This is a genomic window from Plantactinospora sp. WMMB782, assembly GCF_049179135.1.
Classification (GTDB): Bacteria; Actinomycetota; Actinomycetes; order Mycobacteriales; family Micromonosporaceae; genus Plantactinospora.
On the sequence record NZ_JBMHMC010000007.1, the window covers coordinates 1,951,665 to 1,971,970 of the forward strand.

18 protein-coding genes and 1 pseudogene are annotated in these 20,306 nt (G+C 72.7%); 10 read left to right on the forward strand and 9 right to left on the reverse strand.

Translation table 11 applies throughout. The features are described from left to right. Positions 1–3 precede the first annotated feature (3 nt). Positions 4–915: a DUF5995 family protein gene (locus ACN28A_RS10975; protein WP_421394707.1), complete on the reverse strand. Its 912-nt coding sequence runs from the start codon at positions 913–915 to the stop codon at positions 4–6. Between the two features lie 295 nt (positions 916–1,210). On the opposite strand from ACN28A_RS10975, the gene ACN28A_RS10980 reads away from it, so the two are divergent. The 6 genes and pseudogenes from ACN28A_RS10980 to ACN28A_RS11005 all read left to right on the forward strand — a co-directional run bounded on the left by ACN28A_RS10980 (position 1,211) and on the right by ACN28A_RS11005 (position 6,228). Beyond that, positions 1,211–1,708 (forward strand): MarR family winged helix-turn-helix transcriptional regulator, encoded by a 498-nt coding sequence (locus ACN28A_RS10980; protein WP_421394709.1) that lies wholly within the window; start codon positions 1,211–1,213, stop codon positions 1,706–1,708. Positions 1,709–1,863: 155 nt separating this feature from the next. Further along, positions 1,864–2,394 (forward strand): SgcJ/EcaC family oxidoreductase, encoded by a 531-nt coding sequence (locus tag ACN28A_RS10985; protein ID WP_421394711.1) that lies wholly within the window; start codon positions 1,864–1,866, stop codon positions 2,392–2,394. Then, on the forward strand, positions 2,391–3,110 hold the full coding sequence (locus ACN28A_RS10990) for an ABC transporter ATP-binding protein (RefSeq protein ID WP_421394713.1): 720 nt from the start codon (positions 2,391–2,393) through the stop codon (positions 3,108–3,110). Before ACN28A_RS10985 ends, ACN28A_RS10990 begins: the two co-directional genes overlap by 4 nt. Next, a complete protein-coding gene (locus ACN28A_RS10995) occupies positions 3,110–5,086 on the forward strand; it encodes an FtsX-like permease family protein (RefSeq protein ID WP_421404288.1) in 1,977 nt (658 codons plus the stop codon). Before ACN28A_RS10990 ends, ACN28A_RS10995 begins: the two co-directional genes overlap by 1 nt. Positions 5,087–5,223: 137 nt before the next feature. Further along, positions 5,224–5,880 (forward strand): annotated as a pseudogene (locus ACN28A_RS11000) (HAD family hydrolase); the annotation flags it as partial. Continuing rightward, the gene (locus ACN28A_RS11005; protein ID WP_421404290.1) at positions 5,857–6,228 is read left to right on the forward strand and encodes an Mth938-like domain-containing protein; all 372 of its coding nucleotides are present in this window, start codon (positions 5,857–5,859) and stop codon (positions 6,226–6,228) included. The pseudogene ACN28A_RS11000 and the gene ACN28A_RS11005, both read left to right, overlap by 24 nt. Positions 6,229–6,260: 32 nt before the next feature. Here ACN28A_RS11005 and ACN28A_RS11010 read toward each other — a convergent pair whose 3' ends face one another. Beyond that, the gene (locus ACN28A_RS11010) at positions 6,261–6,710 is read right to left on the reverse strand and encodes a winged helix-turn-helix transcriptional regulator (RefSeq protein WP_421394716.1); all 450 of its coding nucleotides are present in this window, start codon (positions 6,708–6,710) and stop codon (positions 6,261–6,263) included. A gap of 77 nt (positions 6,711–6,787) precedes the next feature. Between ACN28A_RS11010 and ACN28A_RS11015 the strand changes: the two genes are divergently transcribed. After that, on the forward strand, positions 6,788–7,627 hold the full coding sequence (locus tag ACN28A_RS11015) for an SDR family NAD(P)-dependent oxidoreductase (RefSeq protein WP_421394719.1): 840 nt from the start codon (positions 6,788–6,790) through the stop codon (positions 7,625–7,627). A gap of 611 nt (positions 7,628–8,238) precedes the next feature. Next, positions 8,239–9,066, forward strand: coding sequence for an FkbM family methyltransferase (locus tag ACN28A_RS11020; RefSeq protein WP_421394721.1), 828 nt, complete (start codon positions 8,239–8,241; stop codon positions 9,064–9,066). An 81-nt stretch (positions 9,067–9,147) separates the two neighbouring features. Here the strand turns inward: ACN28A_RS11020 and ACN28A_RS11025 are convergent, their stop codons facing one another. After that, positions 9,148–11,073, reverse strand: a complete 1,926-nt coding sequence (locus ACN28A_RS11025; RefSeq protein ID WP_421394724.1) for an acyltransferase family protein — start codon at positions 11,071–11,073, stop codon at positions 9,148–9,150. Between the two features lie 309 nt (positions 11,074–11,382). On the opposite strand from ACN28A_RS11025, the gene ACN28A_RS11030 reads away from it, so the two are divergent. Then, a complete protein-coding gene (locus ACN28A_RS11030; protein WP_421394727.1) occupies positions 11,383–12,408 on the forward strand; it encodes an NADPH:quinone reductase in 1,026 nt (341 codons plus the stop codon). Positions 12,409–12,459: 51 nt separating this feature from the next. On the opposite strand, the gene ACN28A_RS11035 is transcribed toward ACN28A_RS11030, so the two are convergent. The 4 genes from ACN28A_RS11035 to ACN28A_RS11050 all read right to left on the reverse strand — a co-directional run bounded on the left by ACN28A_RS11035 (position 12,460) and on the right by ACN28A_RS11050 (position 17,248). Continuing rightward, a complete protein-coding gene (locus ACN28A_RS11035; RefSeq protein WP_421394730.1) occupies positions 12,460–13,806 on the reverse strand; it encodes a hypothetical protein in 1,347 nt (448 codons plus the stop codon). A 59-nt stretch (positions 13,807–13,865) separates the two neighbouring features. Beyond that, complete coding sequence (locus tag ACN28A_RS11040) at positions 13,866–14,399, reverse strand: RNA polymerase sigma factor (protein WP_421394732.1); 534 nt, start codon at positions 14,397–14,399, stop codon at positions 13,866–13,868. Positions 14,400–14,543: 144 nt separating this feature from the next. Beyond that, positions 14,544–15,458, reverse strand: coding sequence for an NADP-dependent oxidoreductase (locus tag ACN28A_RS11045; protein ID WP_421394735.1), 915 nt, complete (start codon positions 15,456–15,458; stop codon positions 14,544–14,546). A gap of 161 nt (positions 15,459–15,619) precedes the next feature. After that, positions 15,620–17,248: a long-chain fatty acid--CoA ligase gene (locus tag ACN28A_RS11050; protein WP_421404292.1), complete on the reverse strand. Its 1,629-nt coding sequence runs from the start codon at positions 17,246–17,248 to the stop codon at positions 15,620–15,622. A 68-nt stretch (positions 17,249–17,316) separates the two neighbouring features. Between ACN28A_RS11050 and ACN28A_RS11055 the strand changes: the two genes are divergently transcribed. Next, positions 17,317–17,811 carry an NUDIX domain-containing protein gene (locus ACN28A_RS11055; RefSeq protein WP_421394738.1) on the forward strand — a complete coding sequence of 165 codons (495 nt, stop codon included), beginning with the start codon at positions 17,317–17,319 and terminating at the stop codon, positions 17,809–17,811. Between the two features lie 48 nt (positions 17,812–17,859). Here the strand turns inward: ACN28A_RS11055 and ACN28A_RS11060 are convergent, their stop codons facing one another. Together ACN28A_RS11060 and ACN28A_RS11065 are read right to left on the reverse strand one after the other, a co-directional pair. Beyond that, a complete protein-coding gene (locus ACN28A_RS11060; RefSeq protein WP_421394740.1) occupies positions 17,860–19,488 on the reverse strand; it encodes an MDR family MFS transporter in 1,629 nt (542 codons plus the stop codon). Between the two features lie 169 nt (positions 19,489–19,657). Continuing rightward, positions 19,658–20,206: a type 1 glutamine amidotransferase domain-containing protein gene (locus tag ACN28A_RS11065; RefSeq protein ID WP_278064690.1), complete on the reverse strand. Its 549-nt coding sequence runs from the start codon at positions 20,204–20,206 to the stop codon at positions 19,658–19,660. Positions 20,207–20,306 lie beyond the last annotated feature (100 nt).

Here is a 20,306-nt window from a genome sequence, read left to right on the forward strand (position 1 = left end):
GGGTCAGTAGGCGGGCGGGATGCCGAACGGGTATGCCACCGGCGGTGCGTCGGCGTTGTGCGCGGCGCAGTATGCCGCCCGGGGGGCGGGGCCGGTGAACGGCGGGACGTAGCTGGTAAGCGTGGCGATGCCGGTCGCGGTCGCCACCGCACCGGCCTCGATGTCGAGTTCGACAAGGCTGCGGGCGAACGGCGTACGGGCGTTGGCCAGCCGTACGGCGTTGCGCCATGCCTGTTCCCGCCAGCCGACCAGCAGGCCGAGGGCGGCGCTGGTCGGGATGCCGGTGTCGAAGCCGGCCCGGTCGAGCCGGGCGATCAGTTCGGCGAGCAGCGGGTCCATCACGGCGGCCAGGATCTCGTTGACCTTGTCGTGGTCGGGTTTCCGGCTGCTGCCGTCGGGTGCGGTCAGCCCGACCCGTTCCAGCACGTACGGCAGGTCCCGGTTGATGTGTGCGTTCATCCCGAGCAGCAGGTCACCGGCACCGCTGAGCCGGCGGGACCGGGCCGCGTCCAGGGCGGCCAGCCAGGCACCGGGTACGGCGGAGCGCCGCCCGGCGGCCCAGTCGTCGTACGCCCGGTAGTAGTACTCGGCGAAGAGCGCACCCTCCCGGTTGACCCAGGTGTTGTCGGCGAAGTACCCGTCCTGGTCCCGCCCCCACCTGAAGCCCTCGGTGGTGCGCAGGTAGGCCAGCGTGAAGCTGGCGTGGTGGTCGCAGGACCGCCCGAGGGTGCCGAACCGCTCCCGCAGCCGGGCGATCGTGTCGGCCACGCAGTCGGCCCCGCCGTCCGGGCAGGTCTCCGGGACGACGGCCCGCACCGCCGCCCCGGCGTCCGACGGCGCGGCGGCGACCACCGGAGCGGGCGGAAGCACTCCGGTCACGCCCAGCGTCGCCACCAGCAGGGTCCGTGTCGCCATCCACCGTCCCATGGCCCGTCCTCCACAGATGATGATCGACGTCAATGCATGGACATCATCTCGAATCTGAGTGACCAGTCAGGAACATCGGTCCGATACCCGACTCTGGCGGCGAGAACAGCTCGACTGATCCACAACCTGCTCCGGCGCCGCTGGCCCGGTTCGCCCGGGATGTCGCCGCCGCAGGCGTCCGCTGCGACCACGTACGCCCGGCGTCTCCCCGAACGCGGTTCCCGGGCCCGGTCGTTACGGTCTGGGTAGGCAGCCGGCGCACGGCCAGGAAGGGTGGCGGACGATGAGTAGCCGCGAGGAGCTGATCGGAGCCCTGGTGGAGGAGATGCCGTGGTACATCTCTGCCGCGGTGCGGCTCCAGGTTGCGATCGCCCACCAGCTCGACATGCCGGTCACCGACCTGCACGCGCTGGGCGCGCTGCTGGAGACCGGGCCGGCGGGGGCGAGCCGGCTGGCGGAGTTGCTGGGCATGACCACCGGGGCGGTGACGCGCCTGGTGGACAGGCTGGAACGCGGCGGTTACGTGCGGCGACAACCGGACCCGGTTGATCGACGGCGGGTTCTACTGCAACTTGTCCCGGAGCGGGTCGCTGACATCGCGGAGTTCTACGCGCCGATCGGAGCCCGTTGGCAGCGGAACATCGACCGGTACTCCGAGGCCGAACTGGAGTTCCTGCTCGAGTTCCTCCGGCAGGGACGCGAGGACAGCAAGGCCGAGACCGCGAGACTGCGCACCGACGGGCGGGCGCACGGCAGCCGACGCCGCCGGACCAGCAGCTGACCGACCACCACCGGGGCTGACTCAGGGATCACCCCGAGTTGGCCCCGATTCCTGCTTGTAGCACTAGTTGCTTCAAGCAGCTAATGCTTGACTTGCTTCCGCAGACACGTGGTCTCGGCACCCGAGATCCCGACCCATCAGCGGAAGGTGCACCCATGCAGATCAGACGTGCCGCACTCGGTTCGTTCGCTGCGGTCCTGCTGGCCGGCGTTGTCGCGCTCACCGGCTGCGGGCCGGGCACGAGCGACGGGAAGCCGGGGTTGACGGCGTCCACGCCCCCTGGCACGCCCACCCAGGATGCCCCCACAGCCACCGACGAGGCCGCCGTCCGGCGTCTCCTCGACCAGATCAACGACGCGTGGGCGCGCGGCGACGCGGCAGCGTACGCCTCGTTCCACGCCCCGGATGCCGATCTCGTCGACTTCCGCGGCACCCACGTCGTCGGCCGGGAAGGAATCGTCGGCCTACTCCAGCCGGCCTTCGAGACGGTACTGCGGAACACCCGGGTGGAAGCACGCATCGTCGACCTCCGGTTCCTGTCGCCCGCAGTGGCGATCTTCCATACCGAGGGGAAGATCGTCCCCACCGGTGACGAGTCGGTGCAGACCTTCGTGGCGACGAAGGGTGCCGACGGATGGTTGATCGCGGCATTCCAGAACACCCGCATCCAGGCGGGCCAGGAATGAGACCGGTGTCGCACACCCACTGCCGCGCACCGCACCCTCGGCCGGTGCTGTCCGGAGCGGAACTCACGAAGAAGTACGGCGACAACGCCGTCCTGCACCAGACCTCACTGACGGTCCAGCACGGGGAGTCGGTTGCCGTCATGGGACCGAGCGGATCGGGGAAGTCGACGCTCCTCTACTGTCTGTCGGGCGTTCTGAGGCCCGACAGCGGAGACGTGTTCTTCGACGGGATCCGGGTCAACGAACTCCCGGACTCCCGACGGGCCGAGCTGCGCCGGTCCGACTTCGGATTCGTCTTCCAGTTTCCCGGCCTGCTTCCGGAGTTGTCCGCCGACGAGAACGTCGCGCTTCCGCTGATGCTCGCGGGTACCCGCCGCCGGGAGGCGGTTTCGCGGGCCCGGCGGATGTTCCCGGCCCTGGGCCTCGACGGTCTCGAGCGACGACGACCCGGCGAGCTTTCGGGCGGCCAGGCCCAGCGGGTGGCGATAGCCCGGGCCCTGATCCTCGAACCGGCGGTGGTCTTCGCCGACGAGCCGACCGGCGCGCTCGACACCGAGACCGGTGACCACGTCATGTCACTGCTGCTCTCGACGCTGCGGGCCAGACAGGCGGCGTTGCTCCTGGTCACCCACGACGAACGGGTCGCCGGCCGCTGTGACCGGATCGTTCGGGTGGTCGACGGTCGGACGTCCTCCCCTTCGAGGAGTGCGGGGTGATGGACGGGCTGTGGCTGCGGCTGTTGCGTGGCAGCGGGCGGTCCGCCCGCCTGGAGGTCGGCCTGCCCGTCGTGGCCGGCGGCGTCATCACGTTCGTCCTGCTGATCCTGCTGGGGCTCCAGCAGGGGCTGGACAATCGGGCGGACCGGACGGCATGGCGCACCCCTGACTCGGCGACCAGCCAGCCAACTGCCGTCCAGGGCGGATTCACCGACTACGTCGGAGAGCAGCCGCTGGCGGTCGTCGAACTCGCGGCGCTGACCCGGGAGCCGCCTGCCGTGCCGGGCATGGGCAGGTTTCCCGCCCCCGGCGAGGTGTGGGCCTCGCCCGCGCTCGCCGAGTTGATGGCGGAGCGGCCGGCGGACCAGCTCGCCGACAGGTTCCCTGGCCCGGTCACCGCCGAACTCGGTCCAGCCGTCCTCGAGGGTCCCGACGAACTCGTCGCGGTGGTCGGCCGGCACCCGGACGATCCCTCGATGACGGACGACCGGGCACCCCATCAGTGGAACCGTGCCGCGTCGATGACTCCGACCAGGATCGACGGCTGGTCGACCACGCCGGACCTCTACCAGACCACGTACCGGGACCTGGCTCTGCTCGCCGTCGTGCTGACCGCCCTTCCGCTCAGCGGCCTCGGCGGTCTCGCCTCCCGCCTGATGGCGGGACGTCGGCACCGGCGGTTGGCCACCCTTCGGCTGCTCGGCGCCACCACCTCGCAGGTGGCCCGACTGACCGTCTTCGAACTGGCCACGTTCACCGGTGCCGGAGCCGTCTGCGGCGCCCTGCTCCATCGGATCTTCGGGCCGACGGCCGCCCGGGTGCCGATCAAGGGCGGCGGCTGGTTTCCGCCGGACGTCACCCCGGGAGTTCCGCTCACCGTCGCCACCGTCGTCGCGGTGGTTGTCGTGCTGACCCTCGGTGCGCTGGTCGGTCTCCTACCGGCGGTGCGCGACCCGTTGGCCACCTACCGCGCGGCCCGCCCTCGTCCGGCACGGACCCGCTGGTGGAGCGTTGTCTTCATCGGGGCCGCGGTGGCACTCTTCTGGATCCGGAGCAGCAACACCTTCGTGAGCGTGGGGTTCACCGCGGTGGTGGTCCTCGGCTGGGGTCTGGTCTCGACCGGCCCCTGGATCGTCGCCGCGCTCGGCAGGCTGCTCGCCGGACGAGCGCAGCGGCCGGCGACCCTCCTTGCCGGACGGCGCCTCTCGGACAGCCCGCAGAGCGCATGGCGGACGGTCGCGGGTATGGCGCTGGCCTCCTTCGTGGCCGGCTTCGCCGCCGCCGGCCTCCCGGTCGGGCTCGGCAACGCCGGCCAGTACGCGGCCGGAAAGGACCGCCTCGAGATCGTCGTACCTGCCGACTCCCTCGATGCCACCGTTCAGGGAACCGAGGCGGTGCTGCGGACCGCGGCCGTCCGGGCGAGGGTCGAGGCGACGGCACCGCCGTCCTGGCTCGACGACCGGTGGGGCGCACTCGCCCTCGTCGGGCCGGAGTCCACGGAGCGGGACCTGGCCCGCACCGCCATGATCGAGGCCGGCCTCTGGGGGCCGGAGATGAGGATGGCCGAGGACCTGCCGACCGTGTGGCTGGTACGGGACGGGACCGTGATCGGCCTCCTCGTGCTGCCGATCGCCGCACTCGTCGCACTCACCTCCATGGTCGTCGGTGCGATCGCGCGGATCTTCGACCAACGGGAGACCCTGATCGCCCTCAACCTGGCCGGTACTCCCCAACCGGTCCTGCTCGCGGCGCAACGTCGCGAGGTGGTGCTGCCGACCGCCGTACTCGGCGGGACAGCCGCGGTCGCGGGACTCGCCGCCGGATCGTCCCTCGGAGCAGCCAGCCTGCTGAACCCCTACAGCCTCGGCATCTTCGCGGGCCTCCTGGCGGTCGGTGCGACGGCCCTGCTACTCGCGGACCGGACGACACGCCCGATCCTGCGACGGGTCTCCACCAGTTTCTCCGAGCGGCCGTAGGCGACTCCCGGTGGTGGCCCGGACATCGGCGCGGGTGAGTGGTTGCCGACCGTCGCACAGGTCCCGGCGCACCGTCGCCACCCGCCGAAGGTCGGGGCGGCACGGGCGGCGGCGACCGGCTGCGGCAGGATGGAGCCGTGGTGGATGCGGTGGTCTTCGACCTGGACGGCGTACTCGTGGATTCGGAACCGGTCTGGGAACGGGTCCGGCGGCGCTACGTCGACGCCTCCGGCGGCCGGTGGCAGCCCGACACCCAGCGCCGGCTGATGGGGATGAACACCGCCGAGTGGACCGGCTACCTCGGCGAACTCGGCGTACCCGGCGGCCCGGAGAAGATCGCCACCGACGTCGTCGACGCGATGGCAGAGGAATACCGGAGCCACCTGCCGGTCATCGACGGTGCGCCGGACGTGGTCCGCCGGCTCGCCCGACACTGGCCGCTCGGGCTGGCCAGCTCGTCCCCGCGCCGGCTGATCGACGTGGCGCTGGACGCGATGGGGCTCACCGACCAGTTCCGGGTGACCCTCTCCACCGAGGAGGTGCCCCGGGGCAAGCCGGCCCCGGACGCCTACCTGACCGTCGCGCGTCGCCTCGACGTGCCGCCGGGCCGCTGCGTCGCGGTCGAGGACTCCAGCAACGGGGTACGCTCGGCCGCCGCCGCCGGGATGCGGGTGGTGGCGGTCCCGCACGGGTCGTACCCGCTCGACCCGGACGCCGAACAGCTCGCCACGGTGGTGCTGTCCCACGTCACGGACCTCACCGAGGAGAGGGTGCCGCCGGCCCGGTCGCCGCGGATCCAGGAGATCTCCTGGGGCCGGATGACGGTCGAGGGGCTCGGCGAGGGCAAGGACTTCAAGCTCTATCCCGGTGGCGGCCGGCCCTGGGACTGGACCGAGACCGGCACCCGGCACGAGCCCGGGATCCAGCCCGCCGACGTCGAGGAACTGCTCGCCAACGGAGCCACCCGGGTGGTGCTCTCCGAGGGTTTCGACGGGCGGCTCAGGGTCGACCCGGCGACGCTGCGGTTCCTCCAGGATCGGGCGGTCGAGGTGCACGTGGCCCGGACCGAGGAGGCTGTCGAGCTGTACAACAGGATGGCCGCCAGGGAGCCGGTGGGCGGCCTCTTCCACTCCACCTGCTGAACCACCCGCCCGGGCCAGACTGCCCGGCCGGGTTACCTTCCCCGGCGGCTTCCGGCCGCCCCGGCGGTACCCGGGCCCGCCCGGTCGTCGTCGTGCCGGGCCCGGGCCCGGTCGATGGCGGGCTGGTTGGCCATCGCCCACTCGCCGAGCGCGACCACCAGCGGCAGCAGCGAGCGCCCCAGCCCGGTGAGGGCGTACTCGACCCGGCCGGCGACCGCCACCGGCGCGGTCCGGCTGACCAGCCCGTCCCGGACCAGCCCGTGCAGGGTACGGGTCAGCATCCGACGGCTCAGTCCCACGACGGCCCGGTCGAGTTCGTTGAAGCCGTAGCTGCGCTGGCTGAGCAGCGACAGCACCAGCACGCTCCACTTCTCGCCGACGCGGTGCAGCACGTCCTGCGCCGGGCAGGCCGTGCGGTCCGCCTCGGTCACCGGCACCCGGATGCCGGCCGCCACCGCCACCGACCGCTCCTCAGGGAACATTGATGTGTCCTCTTTCCCGCCTACGCCAGCCGAGGCGAGGATCAGGTTATCCGCGACGGGGACGGAAAGGACCATCGATGAGGACAGTGGTGATCACAGGTGGTACCCGGGGAATCGGGGCCGGGCTCGCCCGGCGGCTGCTGGCCGGCGGCGACCGGGTGGTGGTGATCGGCAGCACCGCTGCCCGCGGCGCGGCGCTGCGGGCCGAGGCGGTCCGGGACGGCCACGCCGACCGGCTCGACTTCCACCGTACCGATCTCGCTTCCATGGCCGGGACGGCCGCACTCGCCGAGCGCCTGCGCGCCCGGTACGAGGTGCTCGACGCCCTCGTCCTGGGCGCCGGCCACTTCCGGACCAAGCGGGTGGAGACGGCGGAGGGCTTCGAACGGACCTTCGCGCTCTACACCCTCGGCAGGTTCCTGCTGCCGGAACTGCTGCGGGAGCCGCTGGCCCTGGCCCAACGGCCGGTGATCCTCAACCTATGCGGCACCGGCGGCATCCGGGCCGGTCGGATCCACTGGGACGATCTGCAACTGCGGCGACGGTACAGCGGCCTGCGGGCCACCATGCAGGGCGCCCGGGCCAACGACCTGCTCGGGGTCGCCTTCGCGGCCCGGCACGGCGAGAGCGGGATCCGGTACGTGCTCTACAACCCCCTATTCGTGGACACCGGACTGGCCGATCCGTTCCCGCAACCGGCCCGGACGCTGGTCCGGGTGGCAGCCCGGCTCTTCGCCGCCCGGGTGGAGCAGGTCACCCCCGGCCTGCTCGACCTGCTGACCGACCCGCCGGCCCGGCCGCTCTCGGCCTTCCGCCGGAAGACGCCTGTCGACCTGGGCCGCCCCGAGTTCGATCAGGAGACCGCCCTACGGCTGCACGGCGTCCTCGCCGAGCTGACCGACCCGACATCCGGCTGACCCGGCGGCCCACCGGCGCGACCGCCGACCGCGACCGCCGGGCGGCCCGGTGTCGCCTCGAGTTCCCGCGGCTTCCGCAAGCAGTGGCGCCCTCTCCGGGCAGCCGGACCTCTGCACGCCGTCGGCGAACCCGTCCCCGCGCCCCGAACTCAGGCCGGACTGCTGTCCCATTCGTGCGCCCAGCTCTGAAGCCTCCTCGGCGGACTACCCCGGCCAGCTTTCCGAGCCGCTCCCGGTCGTCGCGCCGGAGCCATGTCCGAGCCGCGCCCGCACCGCGCCGCAGCCATGTCCGCCGCGCCCGAACCGGGCCGGGACCGTGTCGGCTTTCCGACCCTTCGGCGGTAGGGGCCGCCAACCCCTGCCGTGCGCGCGTCCGGACGGGGCACGCCGGGGGCGGGTCACCGGGCCGGCGGAACGGTGCCGGACAACAGGGTTTGTGCCGGGGTACGCCCGGATCCGCCGGGACTGTTCGGCGTACCGGTCACCAGCAGGGACAACGTGAGAAGATTCCATGTCTCACTTCGCAGAGTATCTGCTCTGTTGCTCTAGGTGATTGTCTGCTTAACATGCCCGAGGAACAGCCCGACCCGATCCGCGAGAACGGTCAAGGTATGTCATCTTTTCGATCGACGCTGCGCCGTGCCTTCCACCAGTCCGGCGCCCAGCACGTACGCCGGGCGGCCCACCGGATCGCCCTGCGTACCCGGGCAGGGGCGTTCCGCAACGAGATCGGCGTGGTGCTGCACGCCGACCACACCGACATCAGAGGCACCGAACTCGCCGTCTACAAGGGCAACCTCGACCGGAAGGCGGTGGCCGCCTGGCGGCGCCTGGTCGCCGAGGTCCGGCCCACGGTGGCGGTCGACGTCGGCGCGAACTACGGCGAGGTGGCCTTCTCGACCTGCTACTACGGGCTGCGCGAACTGCACCTCGTCGAGCCGAATCCGGCCGTACTGCCGTGGCTGCGCAAGACCGTCGCGGCGGCCACCGGCGACTACCCGGGTACGGTGCTGCACGCCGGTGCCGCCAGCGACCGGGCCGGCACCGCCCGGCTCTACCTGCACGAGCACACCGGCGTCGCCTCGCTGCGGGTGCAGAACGACCGGGGCGTCGAGGTGGAGTGCTTCCGGTTGGACGAGCGGATCCGGCTCGGCGCCGACGACTCGCTGCTGTTCAAGATCGACGTCGAGGGGCACGAGCAGGCCGCCCTGGAGGGGATGACCGGGCTCTTCCACCGGCGCCGGGTCGCCGGCATCTGCGAGGTGCTGCACGCCGACGACGATCTGCTGAAATATCTCTGTGCCACCTTCACGGTCGCCCTGCAACAGGCCGGCCGGGAGCAGCCGGTGGACGAGTCGCAGTTGCGCGACACCGTGGCCCGGGCCAGGGAGACCGGCTGGGGCGACCTGAGCAAGGACGTCGTACTCCGCTCCCGCTGACCGCCGGTCGACTCCCGCACACCACCGGACCGCAGCCGCACGACGACCGGCCGCCGACGGGCGCGGGCGGGTCGCCGTCCGCTACGACGCGCAGACGAACCGGGGGTCGGCCCAGACGCCGACCGCGCCGCCCGAGGAACTGCTGGTCACCAGGTCCACGACGCTCGCCTGGGCGATCACCACGTCGATCTGCTCGGCGGTGTCCGCCCGGCTGCGTACGCCCGACTCGAAGACGGTCACGTCGTCCGCGCGTACCGCGAAGGCGACCTCGACGTCGTCGGCGCCGACGTCGATCACGGCCTGGAGCCGCTCGCAGCCGGCCGGCGGCTGCACCCGGACCCGGCTCGGCGCGGCGGTCAGCACCGCGCGCGGATAGACCTGGCCCTGCACGGTGACGGAGCCCGGGGACGACCCGGTAGCCGGGACCGGTGACGGCGACGGCCGCTCGGAACTGCCGTCCACGAGCATCGGCAGGTCGGAGAGATGGTAGGTGACCTCGGGCGGGGCCGGCTGGGCCTGGCTGCGGGTCGTCACACCGGGCCACAGGTTGAGCGCCATCACGCCCAGGCCGACGGCGAGCACCGCGACGGTCGCGGCCATCGCCCGGTGCCAGCGCCGCGCCGCCCCGGCCGGCGCCGTCCGGATCGCGACGGACGGCACCGTCGAGGTCGCGACGGACGGCACCGTCGAGGTCGCGGCGGACGGCACCGTCGAGGTCGCGGCGGACGGCGCAGGCCCGGCCTGGGCCGTCCCGGCCACGGCAGCGGGTACGCCGGCAGCGGCGCCCCGGCCGGACGGCGCGGCAGCGGCGGGCCGACGCCGGGACCGGCCGACTCCGGTCGGCAGCAGCGCCGGGCGGCGGCGGGCGGCCAGGTCCTCGATCCAGCCGAAGAGCGCCACCGCCACGGCCACCAGCAGCCAGACGGCGGCCAGCCGGACGGTTACGGTCTGCACCCAACCGGAGAGGGCCAGCGGGGCGATCAGCGCTCCGGCCACCACCGCCAACGGCAGGTGCCAGAGATAGATGGTGACCGCCCGGGCGTTGAGCAGCGCCACCAGGCGGTCCAGCAGGCGGAACCGGGCCAGCCAGTCGAGTCGGGGCCGGAACCGGAGCACCGCCGCGACGAACGCCATCGACCACAGCGTGTTGCCGCCGGCGATCCGGTTCAGGTCGTAGTTGCCCGTCGACCAGCCGACCGCGAGCACCCAGCCCGCGCCGGTGACCGCCAGCAGCCCGACGCCGAGCGCGTACCGCCGGGCCGGGATGCGGCGCAGCAACCCGTCGTGGTGCGCGAATCCGAGCATCCAGCAGGCCAGGTACGTGCTGACGTTCAGCGCCTGCTCGTTGAAGTACCCGCCGACGTTGACCACGCCGAACCGGAAGGCGATCGGCAGCGCTACCGCCGCCGCCAGGCTGTACCAGGGCCAGCGGTGGAACGCGGCGAGCAGGACCGGCGAGAGCAGCACCAGCCACAGATAGGTGACGATGTACCAGAGCACGACGTTCCAGGCCCAGGCCCAGGGCTGGTCCCCGACCGGCGGGGTACGGGCCGGGAAGATCCACCAGACCAGTTCGCCCCAGCCGAGCGCCGCCCCCGGTGCGGTACGCCAGCCGGTGACCAGCAGCAGGGTGACCGCCACCGCCCCGAACCCCCAGAGCGGGGGAAGCAACCGGCGCAGCCGGCGGCCGACCGCCTTCCCGCCGCTACGGTCCAACGAGCCGGCCATCAGCGAGCCGGCGAGGGCGAACATCAGCCCCATCGCCGGGAACAGCACGGTGAGCCAGATCCAGCCGAGTACGTGGTACGTCACCACCCGGACCAGCGCCGCCGCCCGCCACAGGTCGAGCCAGCGGTCCCGACCACCCGACGGGCCACCGGCCGCGTCGGGTGTGTCGGCGCTCACCGGTCCGGCGCTCACCGGTCCGGCGCTCACCGGTCCGGCGCTCACCGGTCCGGCCGACGCCGGGACCGCAGCCGCCACCGAAGGCTGGGCTGAGGTTCTCATCGGCGTCTCCACGTCTCCGGTCGGCCCGACGGACCCTTGCCCGACAGTCCTATCCCACAAACCTGAACGAACCCTGAGCAGGCGTTCATGCCGTGTGCCGAATGTGACGCCACCCACCAGTCCCGGGGCGGGGAAACCCGGCGATCCACCCGTTCGGGCAGCAAGATGGTGATCGGCCGTAGCCCGCACCGGGGAGCCGGACCGGGCCACCCGGCGCGCCGGTCGGCGCATCGGGGCCGGGGTCGGCAGGACCGTTCGGTGGATCGAGAGGAGAGGTGGTCGGACGTGGCAGCACCGGAGGAGTCGACGATGAGAGCGGCCGTCTACCAGCGCACCGGCGATCCGTCCGTGCTCGAGGTGGTGGACCGGCCGGTGCCGGAGCCTGGTCCGGGCGAGGTGCTGGTCCGGGTCGCCGTCTCCGGGGTGAACCCCACCGACTGGAAGTTCCGCCGGGGCGACGGCTCCGGCGGACCGCCTTCGCACGGCTGGCAGATCCCCAACCAGGACGGTGCCGGGATCATCGAGTCGGTCGGCACCGGTGTCGACGCCAAGCTGCTCGGCGAGCGGGTGTGGATCTGGGAGGCGGCCTGGCAGCGGCCCTGGGGCACCGCCGCGGAGTACACGGTGGTGCCGGTGCGTCAGGTGGTGCGGCTCGGCTCCGCCTCGTTCGACCTCGGCGCCGCCCTCGGCATCCCGTTCATGACCGCGCACCGCTGCCTGACGGCCGGCGAGACGATGCCGGACCGCCTCGACGTCGGCGCGCTGACCGGGCGCACCGTACTGGTCCAGGGTGGGGCGGGTGCGGTCGGCAACGCCGCGATCCAGCTCGCCCGCTGGGCGGATGCCACGATCATCGCCACGGTCAGCAGCCCGGAGAAGGCGCAGCTCGCGGTCGCGGCCGGCGCCTCCCACGTGGTCAACTACCGTGAGCAGGACGTGGTGGCCGAGGTCCGGAAGGTCGCGCCGGCCGGGGTGGACGCGATCGTCGAGGTCGCCGCCGCCCGCAACGCCGAGGTCGACTGCCAGGTGATCGGCGCCAACGGCGCGGTCGCGGTGTACGCCGACGACGGCGGCGACGCGCTCACCCTGCCGGTCCGCCCACTCATGGTGCCGAACGCCCGCTGGCAGTTCGTCCTCGTCTACACGCTGCCGACGGTCGCCAAGGCGCACGCGGTGACCGATGTCGCCGCCGCCGCGTCCGCCGGGGTGCTCCGGGTCGGCGCCGACGCGGGGCTGCCACTGCACCACTACCCGCTGGCCGAGGTGGCCCGGGCGCACGAGGCCGTGCAGAACTCGGCGGTCGGCAAGGTGCTGGTGGTGACGAGCGAGTCCTGACCCGTCCCGCGTGGCGGCGCCGGTCCCGCCGGTGCCGCCACGACGGGCCGGTCAGCGGCGGATCGTGGGCGGGTTGACGTACCACCACCGGACGCCGTCTTCGGAGAGCCATCCGACGGAGGAGTCCTGGTTGCCGGACTGGGCGTACCCGCCGGGGACGGCGACCGCCGACGCACCGGGCCCGACCGGGACCTCCCGGAGCCGCTCGCCCCGGTCCAGGCCCTCGAACATCACCGGGTTCTCGCCGGCCAGGATGCCCGCCTGGATCAGCAGCGTGCCGTCGGGCCGGAGGGCTGCCTCGATCATCCGGTCGCCGACCTCGGCCCGCGCGGCCGTACGCCGCCAGCTCCGCCCCCGGTCGTCGCTGCGGTACACCCGCAACTCGCCGTCGACCTGGCCGACCGCGTACGCGACCCGGTCGCCGACGGCCAGGGCAGCCGCCCCGAAGTTGCCGCCGGCATCGACGTCCTCGGGGAGGACCGACCGCTGCCAGGTCCGCCCGCCGTCCCGGCTGGTGCTTATCGCGCTGCCGTTGAAGATGACCACTCCCTCCGAGACGGTGCCGTCCGGCTGCTGCACAGAGCCGACTCGCTTGCCCGTCCAGCCGGTGGCCCACAGACCGGTCCCGGCCGGTAGGCCCTCGGTCACCCGGGCGCTGTGCAGCGGCACCTTCCGGGCGAGCCGGATGACGTCTCCGGTCACCGGGTCCGCCGCGAGCACGGTCAACCCGTCGATGCCGGACCTCCACTCCACCGGCCGGAACGTCTCCGGCACCGCGGCTACCTCGGTGATCTGGATCCGCCGCCAGTTGACCCCGCCGTCGCCGCTGGCCAGCCAGAACTCCTCGCTCCGCTGGATGTCGATCCCTCCCTCGGCGTTCCGCGGACTGGTCTGCACCTCGGCGACGAGCGCCCGTGGTCCGACCACCCGCAGGCCGACCAGGCTGTTGTCCGGCACCGGCAGCGGGTGCGAGTCCCAGGTCGCGCCGCCGTCCACGCTGGCCGCGAGCCGGATCGCGCAGTTGTCGCCCTGGCAGTCGCGGTACCGCAGGTAGAGGTGGCGCAGGTCGCCGGCGAGCATCCGGCCGGTCACCGTCGACGGATTCGGCACACCGCCGACGGCCGAGGCGCTCGGGCCAGGCGTCGGCACCAGGTCGGGCGTGCGGTCGGGCCGGATCGGCGGGCCGAGGGTGCCGACCCGGTCGCCGCCGCCGTCGCCGGGGGGCAGGACGCGCCAGACGGACCCGGCACCGACGGCGACCACGGCGGCCAGCACGGCGGCCCCGGCGGCCCGGGTACGCCGTCGCCGGTGCCGCGCCCGGCGTTCCACCTCGGCGAAGTGCGGCCTGAACGCGGCCTGGGCCGCTTCACCTAGGCCGGGAAAATCGATTTCAGGCATGGAGAACCTCCCGGTTTGAAGCGGTTGGTGACAACGATGGGGAGAGAGATGCGGACGGTTCAGCGACGGTGCGTCATGCCGCTGGCGGTGGCGGCGTTTCCGGAGCCGGAGGGCTCGGCCAGGTGCCCGGCGAGGGCCTGCCGGCCGCGTACCAGCCGGGTCTTGACGGCCTCGACCGAGCAGCCCAGCGTCGTGGCCACCTCGGCCACCGGCAGGTCGCCGATGTGGTGCAGCACCACGGTCTCCCGGATGGCCCGGGGCAGCCGTTGCAGGGCGGCGACCAGCGCCACGTGGTCGGGTGACAGTCCGGGACTGGCCCGGTCGGCACCGCCCAGCCGGCCGGAGCGGATCAGCCGGTCCAACCGCAGCCGGCGCCGGAACCGGCTCCGGGCCACGTTCAGCGCGACGGTACGCAGCCACGCCTCCGGGTTCTCGACCTGGCGGAACCGGCCCGGCCGGGCCAGCGCCCGGACGAACGCCTCCTGCACGGCGTCCTGCGCCTCGGCGTAGTCGGCGGTCACCGCGAAGAGCTGGGCCACCAGCCGGGCCGCCGAAGCCGAGTACACCTCTCGAATTGCCTGCTGTCCGTCCACACCATCCCCTGCCTACCGACCGTGTCAACTCCTACGACCCCTGAGCGGGGACGCCGGTGACATCCGGGATCGGTGACCGCGTTCGATGGCCGGACGGTGCTGGTGGTGGTGTTACGGATCCGGCCTGGAGCGGGTTGGTCGGGACTACGGAACGAGGACGATCTTCCCGCGCAGCCGGCCCGCCGCCACCAGCCGGTGCGCGTGGGCCGCCTCCGCCAGCGGCAGCGAGGCGGCGACCCGGGTCCGCAGCCGCCCCTTGGCGACCTCGGTCATCAACTCCGCCAGCATCGGCTGGTCGAGCCGGATCAGCACCGTCTGCTGCCGGATCCGCCGCGGCGGGTCGAGCGGTGGAACCGGCCGGGTGGTCACCAGGATGCCGCCGTCGGCGAGCGGGGCCGCGGCCGGCGCCCCGACCGGCACCGCGTCGAGGACCGCCGGAACCGGTTCGAGGTCGGCCAGGTCGGTGGAGCGGGGCAGCACCTCGGCGACACCGAGGCCGCGTACCCACTCCTCGTCGTCGGAGCTGGCGACCGCGATGACCCGGTGTCCGGCCCGGGCCGCCAACTGGGCGGCGAAGCCGCCCACCCCGCCGCTGGCGCCGGTGACCAGCACCGTCGAGCCGGGGGCCAGCGACATCATCGCCAGCGCCTGCCGGGCGGTCAGCGCGTTCAGCGGCACGGTCGCCGCCTCCGCCGCGTCCAGTTCGTCCGGTACGCCGACCAGCCAGTCCGGCCGGGCCACCACGAACTCGGCGTACGCCCCGACGGCGCCGCGGGTGAGGTACCACGGCACCATGCCGGCGACCCGACTGCCGGGCCGGTGTCCGGGAACCCCGTCGCCGACCGCCAGCACCTCACCGGCGAAGTCCCAGCCGGGCAGGAACGGCGGCTCGACCGGTCCGCCGGGAATCTGCCCGGTCCGGGCGGCCAGGTCGGCGGGGTGCACCGCCGCCGCGCGTATCCGGACGAGGACCTCGCCGGGGCCGGCGACCGGGTCGGGCCGCTCGACCACCCGCAGCACACCGGGACCGCCGAGTGCCGTCACCGCCACCGCTCGCATCGCTCGCCCCTTCCGCGTGGCCAACATCCTTCCGGCGCGACTTCGGCTTGGCAACGGGTCACCCGCGAAGAACGGACGAACGGACCAGCAGGTGACGGCAGGTGCGCCGGTCGGCCGACCGCCGACGGCTCACGGTTGACGGCCGACGGCCGGACGTACGGTCAGGGCAGTTCGATCACCTCCAGGGTGCCGGCGGCGTAGTCGGCGCGTACCCGCTTCTTGTCGAACTTGCCGACCGAGGTCTTCGGCACCCCGTCGACGAAGGACCACCGCTCGGGCACCTGCCACCCGGCGACCCGGCCGGCGAGGAAGTCCCGCAGCTCCTCGGCGCCGACCGTGGCGTCCTCCCGGCGTACCACCGTCGCGAGTGGACGTTCCTCCCAGCGCGGGTCCGGTACGCCGACCACGCACGCCTCCAGCACCCCCGGGTGGGCCATCAGCGCGTTCTCCAACTCGACCGATGAGATCCACTCGCCACCGGACTTGATCACGTCCTTGGCCCGGTCGGTGAGGGTGATGAAGCCGTCCGCCGAGAGCGTGCCCACGTCGCCGGTACGCAGCCAGCCGTCCCGGAACTTCTCCTCGTCGGGTGCGTCGTCGCCGACGTACCGGGCGGTCACCCACGGCCCGCGCACCTCGAGCTCGCCGACGGAGCTGCCGTCGGCGGGCAGCTGCCTGCCGTCCGGGCCGACGATCCGGGCGGCGACCCCGGCCGGCACCCGCCCCTGGGTGTAGCGGTAGCGCCAGGCATCCTCGCCGGTCGCCCCGGCCGGCGGGCGGGCCACCGAGCCGAGCGGGGACATCTCGGTCATCCCCCAGGCGTGGATCACGTCGATCCGGTGCCGCTCGGCGAAGGCGTGCATCAGCGCGGGCGGGCAGGCCGAGCCGCCGACGATCACCTCGGTCAGCGAGGAGGTGTCCACCTCGTTGTCGTCCAGGTAGTTCAGCAGGTCGGTCCAGATCGTCGGCACCGCACCGGCCAGGGTGGGCCGCTCGGCCGCGATCATCTCGGCGATCGGCGCACCCTGGAGGAACCGGTCCGGCATCACCAGCGACGCGCCGCACATGAAGGCGGCGTACGGGATGCCCCAGGACATCGCGTGGAACATCGGCACGATGGCGAGTTCCCGGGTGGTCGGGCCGAGCCCGAACGACTCCGGCAGGCAGATCTGCACCGAGTGCAGCCAGATCGACCGGTGCGAGTAGGCGACGCCCTTCGGGTTGCCGGTGGTCCCCGAGGTGTAGCAGAGCGCGGCGGCATCCCGCTCGTCCAGCTCCGGCCAGTCGTACCGGTCCGGCCTGTCGCGCAGCAGGTCGTCCCACCGGTGTACGGCGACCCGCCCGCCGCCGGCCGCCAGCAGCCGCTCCGGGTCGCCGTCGCCGACCACCACGACGTGCTCTACAGTGGACATCTCGGGCAACGCCATGGCCAGCAGCGGGATCAGGGTCGAGTCGACGAGCACCACCCGGTCCTCGGCGTGGTTGGCGATGTAGGCCACCTGGCCGGGAAAGAGGCGGATGTTGAGGGTGTGCAGCACGGCGCCCATGCTCGGCACCGCGAAGTAGGCGACCAGGTGCTCGGCGTTGTTCCACATGAAGGTGGCGACCCGCTGGTCACCGGTGACCCCGAGGTCGTCCCGGAGCGCGTGCGCGAGCCGGGCCGCCGCCGCACCGATCTCGGCGTACGTCGTCCGGCGGGCGTTCCCGCCCAGCCAGGTGGCCACCTCGGCGCGGCCGTGCACCGTGCTGCCGTGTTCGAGGATCCGGGAAACGAGCAGGGGCGCGTCCATCATCGTGCTACGCATAGATCACAACCTAGTGTCGCAGCTCACATCCTGACCACCCGGAGGACGAGCCGATGAGCAGTATCCCGTGGGCCGAGTCGTACCTGGGTCAGCTTCGCGCCCTGGCCGGCGACCGTACGCTGATGTTCGTCGGTGCCCGTGCCGTGCTGCGCGACGCGGCCGGCCAGGTGCTGCTCATCGAACGTTCCGACAACGGCTACTGGGCGATGCCGGCCGGCGCGATGGAGCTCGGCGAGTCGATCGCCGAGTGTGCGGTCCGGGAGGTCTGGGAGGAGACCGGGCTGACCGCCGGCGCGCTCACCCCGTTCGCCATGTACACCGGCCCGGACCGCACCTTCACCAACATGTACGGCGACACGTACCAGCTCTTCGTGGTCGCCTTCCGGGTCGACGCCTGGTCCGGCGAGCTGCTCACCAGCACCGACGAGACCACGAACGCCGGCTTCTTCCCCCCGCGCTCGCTGCCCGCGCCGGTCTCCGGCACGGTGCCGGAGACCCTGGACGACCTGGCCGTCTTCGAGCGGACCGGCCAGATCGTCCTGAAATAACCCCCGCCTCGGATCAGCCCCGCCTCAGATCGTCTGGTCAGCCCCGCCTCAGATCATCGTCTGGGCGTTCGCCTCCATCTCGGTGGCCGCGTCGCCCCGGCGTTCCCGGGCCAGCCCCTCGTCGGAGCCGGCCGGTGGGCCGCCACGCAGTTCGCTGTTCGGCATCGCCAGGGTGACCGCCACGGCCAGCAGGGCGATCAGCCCGGCCACCAGGAAGACGGTGTGCAGGGATTCGACGAACGACTCCTGCACGGCGGCCCGGACCGGCGCCGGCAGGGCCAGGATCCGGGACGGTTCGTTCACCGAGAAGCCCGTGGTGGCACCGGCGAACTGCACCTGCTGGGCGGGCGGAAGCTGGGCGACGGCGCCGGGCAGCCGGTCGGCCAGCGCGCCGGAGAGCCCGGTGGAGAGCACCGCGCCGAGGATCGCCACCCCGAACGAGCCGCCCAGCGACCGGAAGAAGGTGGCCGCCGACGTACCGGCGCCGAGGTCGCGCACCTCCACCGCGTTCTGCACGGCGAGGATCAGCGACTGCATGCAGAGCCCCAGCCCGACGCCGATGATCACCATGTAGACGAAGGCGTTCCAGAGCGGGGTGTCGACCTGCAACTGGGTGAAGAGCAGCATCCCGGCGACGAGTACGACCGCACCGGCCACCGGGAACCACTTGTACCGCCCGATCCGGCTGATCGCCCGCCCGGAGAGCACCGAGGTGACGATCACGCCGGCCATCATCGGCAGCATCAGCAGGCCGCTGTCGGTCGGCGAGGCGCCCTTGACGATCTGGAGGTAGAGCGGGATGAAGATGATCGACCCGAACATCACCAGGCCGAGGATGAAGCCGGCGGCGTTGGCCAGCGCGAAGGTGGACCGGCGGAAGAGCTTGAGCGGCAGGATCGGCTCGGCGACCCGGGCCTCCTGGACCAGGAAGAGGACCCCGAGCACCCCACCGGCCACGAAGAGCCCGACGATGAGCCCGGAACCCCAGGCGTACTCGTTGCCGCCCCAGCTCAGCGCGAGCAGCAACGCGCTCACCCCGGCCACCAGCAGCCCGGCGCCGCGCCAGTCGATGGTGTGCTGCCGGCGCCGGAACGGGATCAGCCGCATCACGTGGTAGCAGACGACGATGGCCACCACCGCCAGCGGCACGTTCAGGAAGAAGATCCACCGCCAGTCGTGCTCGGCGAAGTAGCCGCCGACCAGCGGCCCGGCCACCGAGGAGAGCCCGAACACGGCGCCGAAGAGTCCCTGGTAGCGGCCCCGGTCCCGGGGGGACACGACGTCGGAGATGATGGTGAAGGCGAGCGTCATCAGGCCGCCCGCGCCGAGCCCCTGCACGCCCCGGGTGACGATGAGCTGAGTCATGTCCTGGGCGAAGCCGGCGGCCAGCGAGCCGACCAGGAACGCCCCGATGGCGAAGAGGAAGACGGGCCGCCGGCCGTACAGGTCGGCCATCTTGCCGTACAGCGGGGTGGAGGCGGTGGAGGCCAGCAGGTACGCGGTGACCACCCAGGAGTAGTGGTTGATCCCGCCCAGCTCGCCGACGATGGTCGGCAGCGCCGTACCGACGATCGTCTGGTCCAGGGCGGCCAGCAGCATGCCGGTCATCAGGCCGCTCATCAGGAGCAGGATCTGCCGGTGGGTCAGGGACGGGCGCGCCCCGTCGGCGGTGGTCATAGTGCCTTCTCCCCCCGTTGGCCCGGAAAATGCCTACCGCCCGTACCGGGCTGTCCGCGCCCGCCGCACGTCCGGGCGGTCCGCGCCGCCGGGCCCCGCCGATCCGCACGAGCGGTCGACGGGGCCCGGCGGGCAACCGTACGGCTGGTTCTTCCCAGGCGCCGGAGGGTCAGTGCCGGCCCTCGGCGAGTTCCTCCACGAGCTTGGCGCAGAACGCCGGCAGGTCGTCCGGCTTGCGGCTGGTGACCAGGCCGTTGTCGACGTGGCACTCCTCGTCGACCCAGTTCGCGCCGGCGTTCGACAGGTCGGTGCGCAGGCTCGGCCAGGAGGTGAGGGTACGTCCCTTCACCACGTCGGCATCGATCATCGTCCACGGCGCGTGGCAGATCGCCCCGACCGGCTTGCCGGCGTCGAAGAACGCCCGGACGAACCGGACCGCGTCCGGGTCGGCCCGCAGCGCGTCCGGGTTGGCCACCCCGCCGGGCAGTACCAACCCGTCGTAGGCCGTCGGGTCCGCGTCGGCCACCGTCGTGTCGACGTCGTACCGGCCGGACTTGTCTAGGTGCTGGAAAGCCTGGATCTGGCCGCTTTCCAGGGAGACCAGCTCGACCTGTCCGCCGGCCGCCTCGACCGCCTCCCGGGGCTTGGTGTACTCGACCTCCTCGACCCCGTCGGTGGCCAGGAACGCGATGCGCTTGCCCTGCAACGTCGCGGTCATGTCGGTTCTCCTTTCCGAGAGCTGGGCACAGGGGGATGTGTCGCGACGATCTGTTCGGTCACGTCGGCATGGAAAACACGTTCCCGGTACGCCAGGGGCC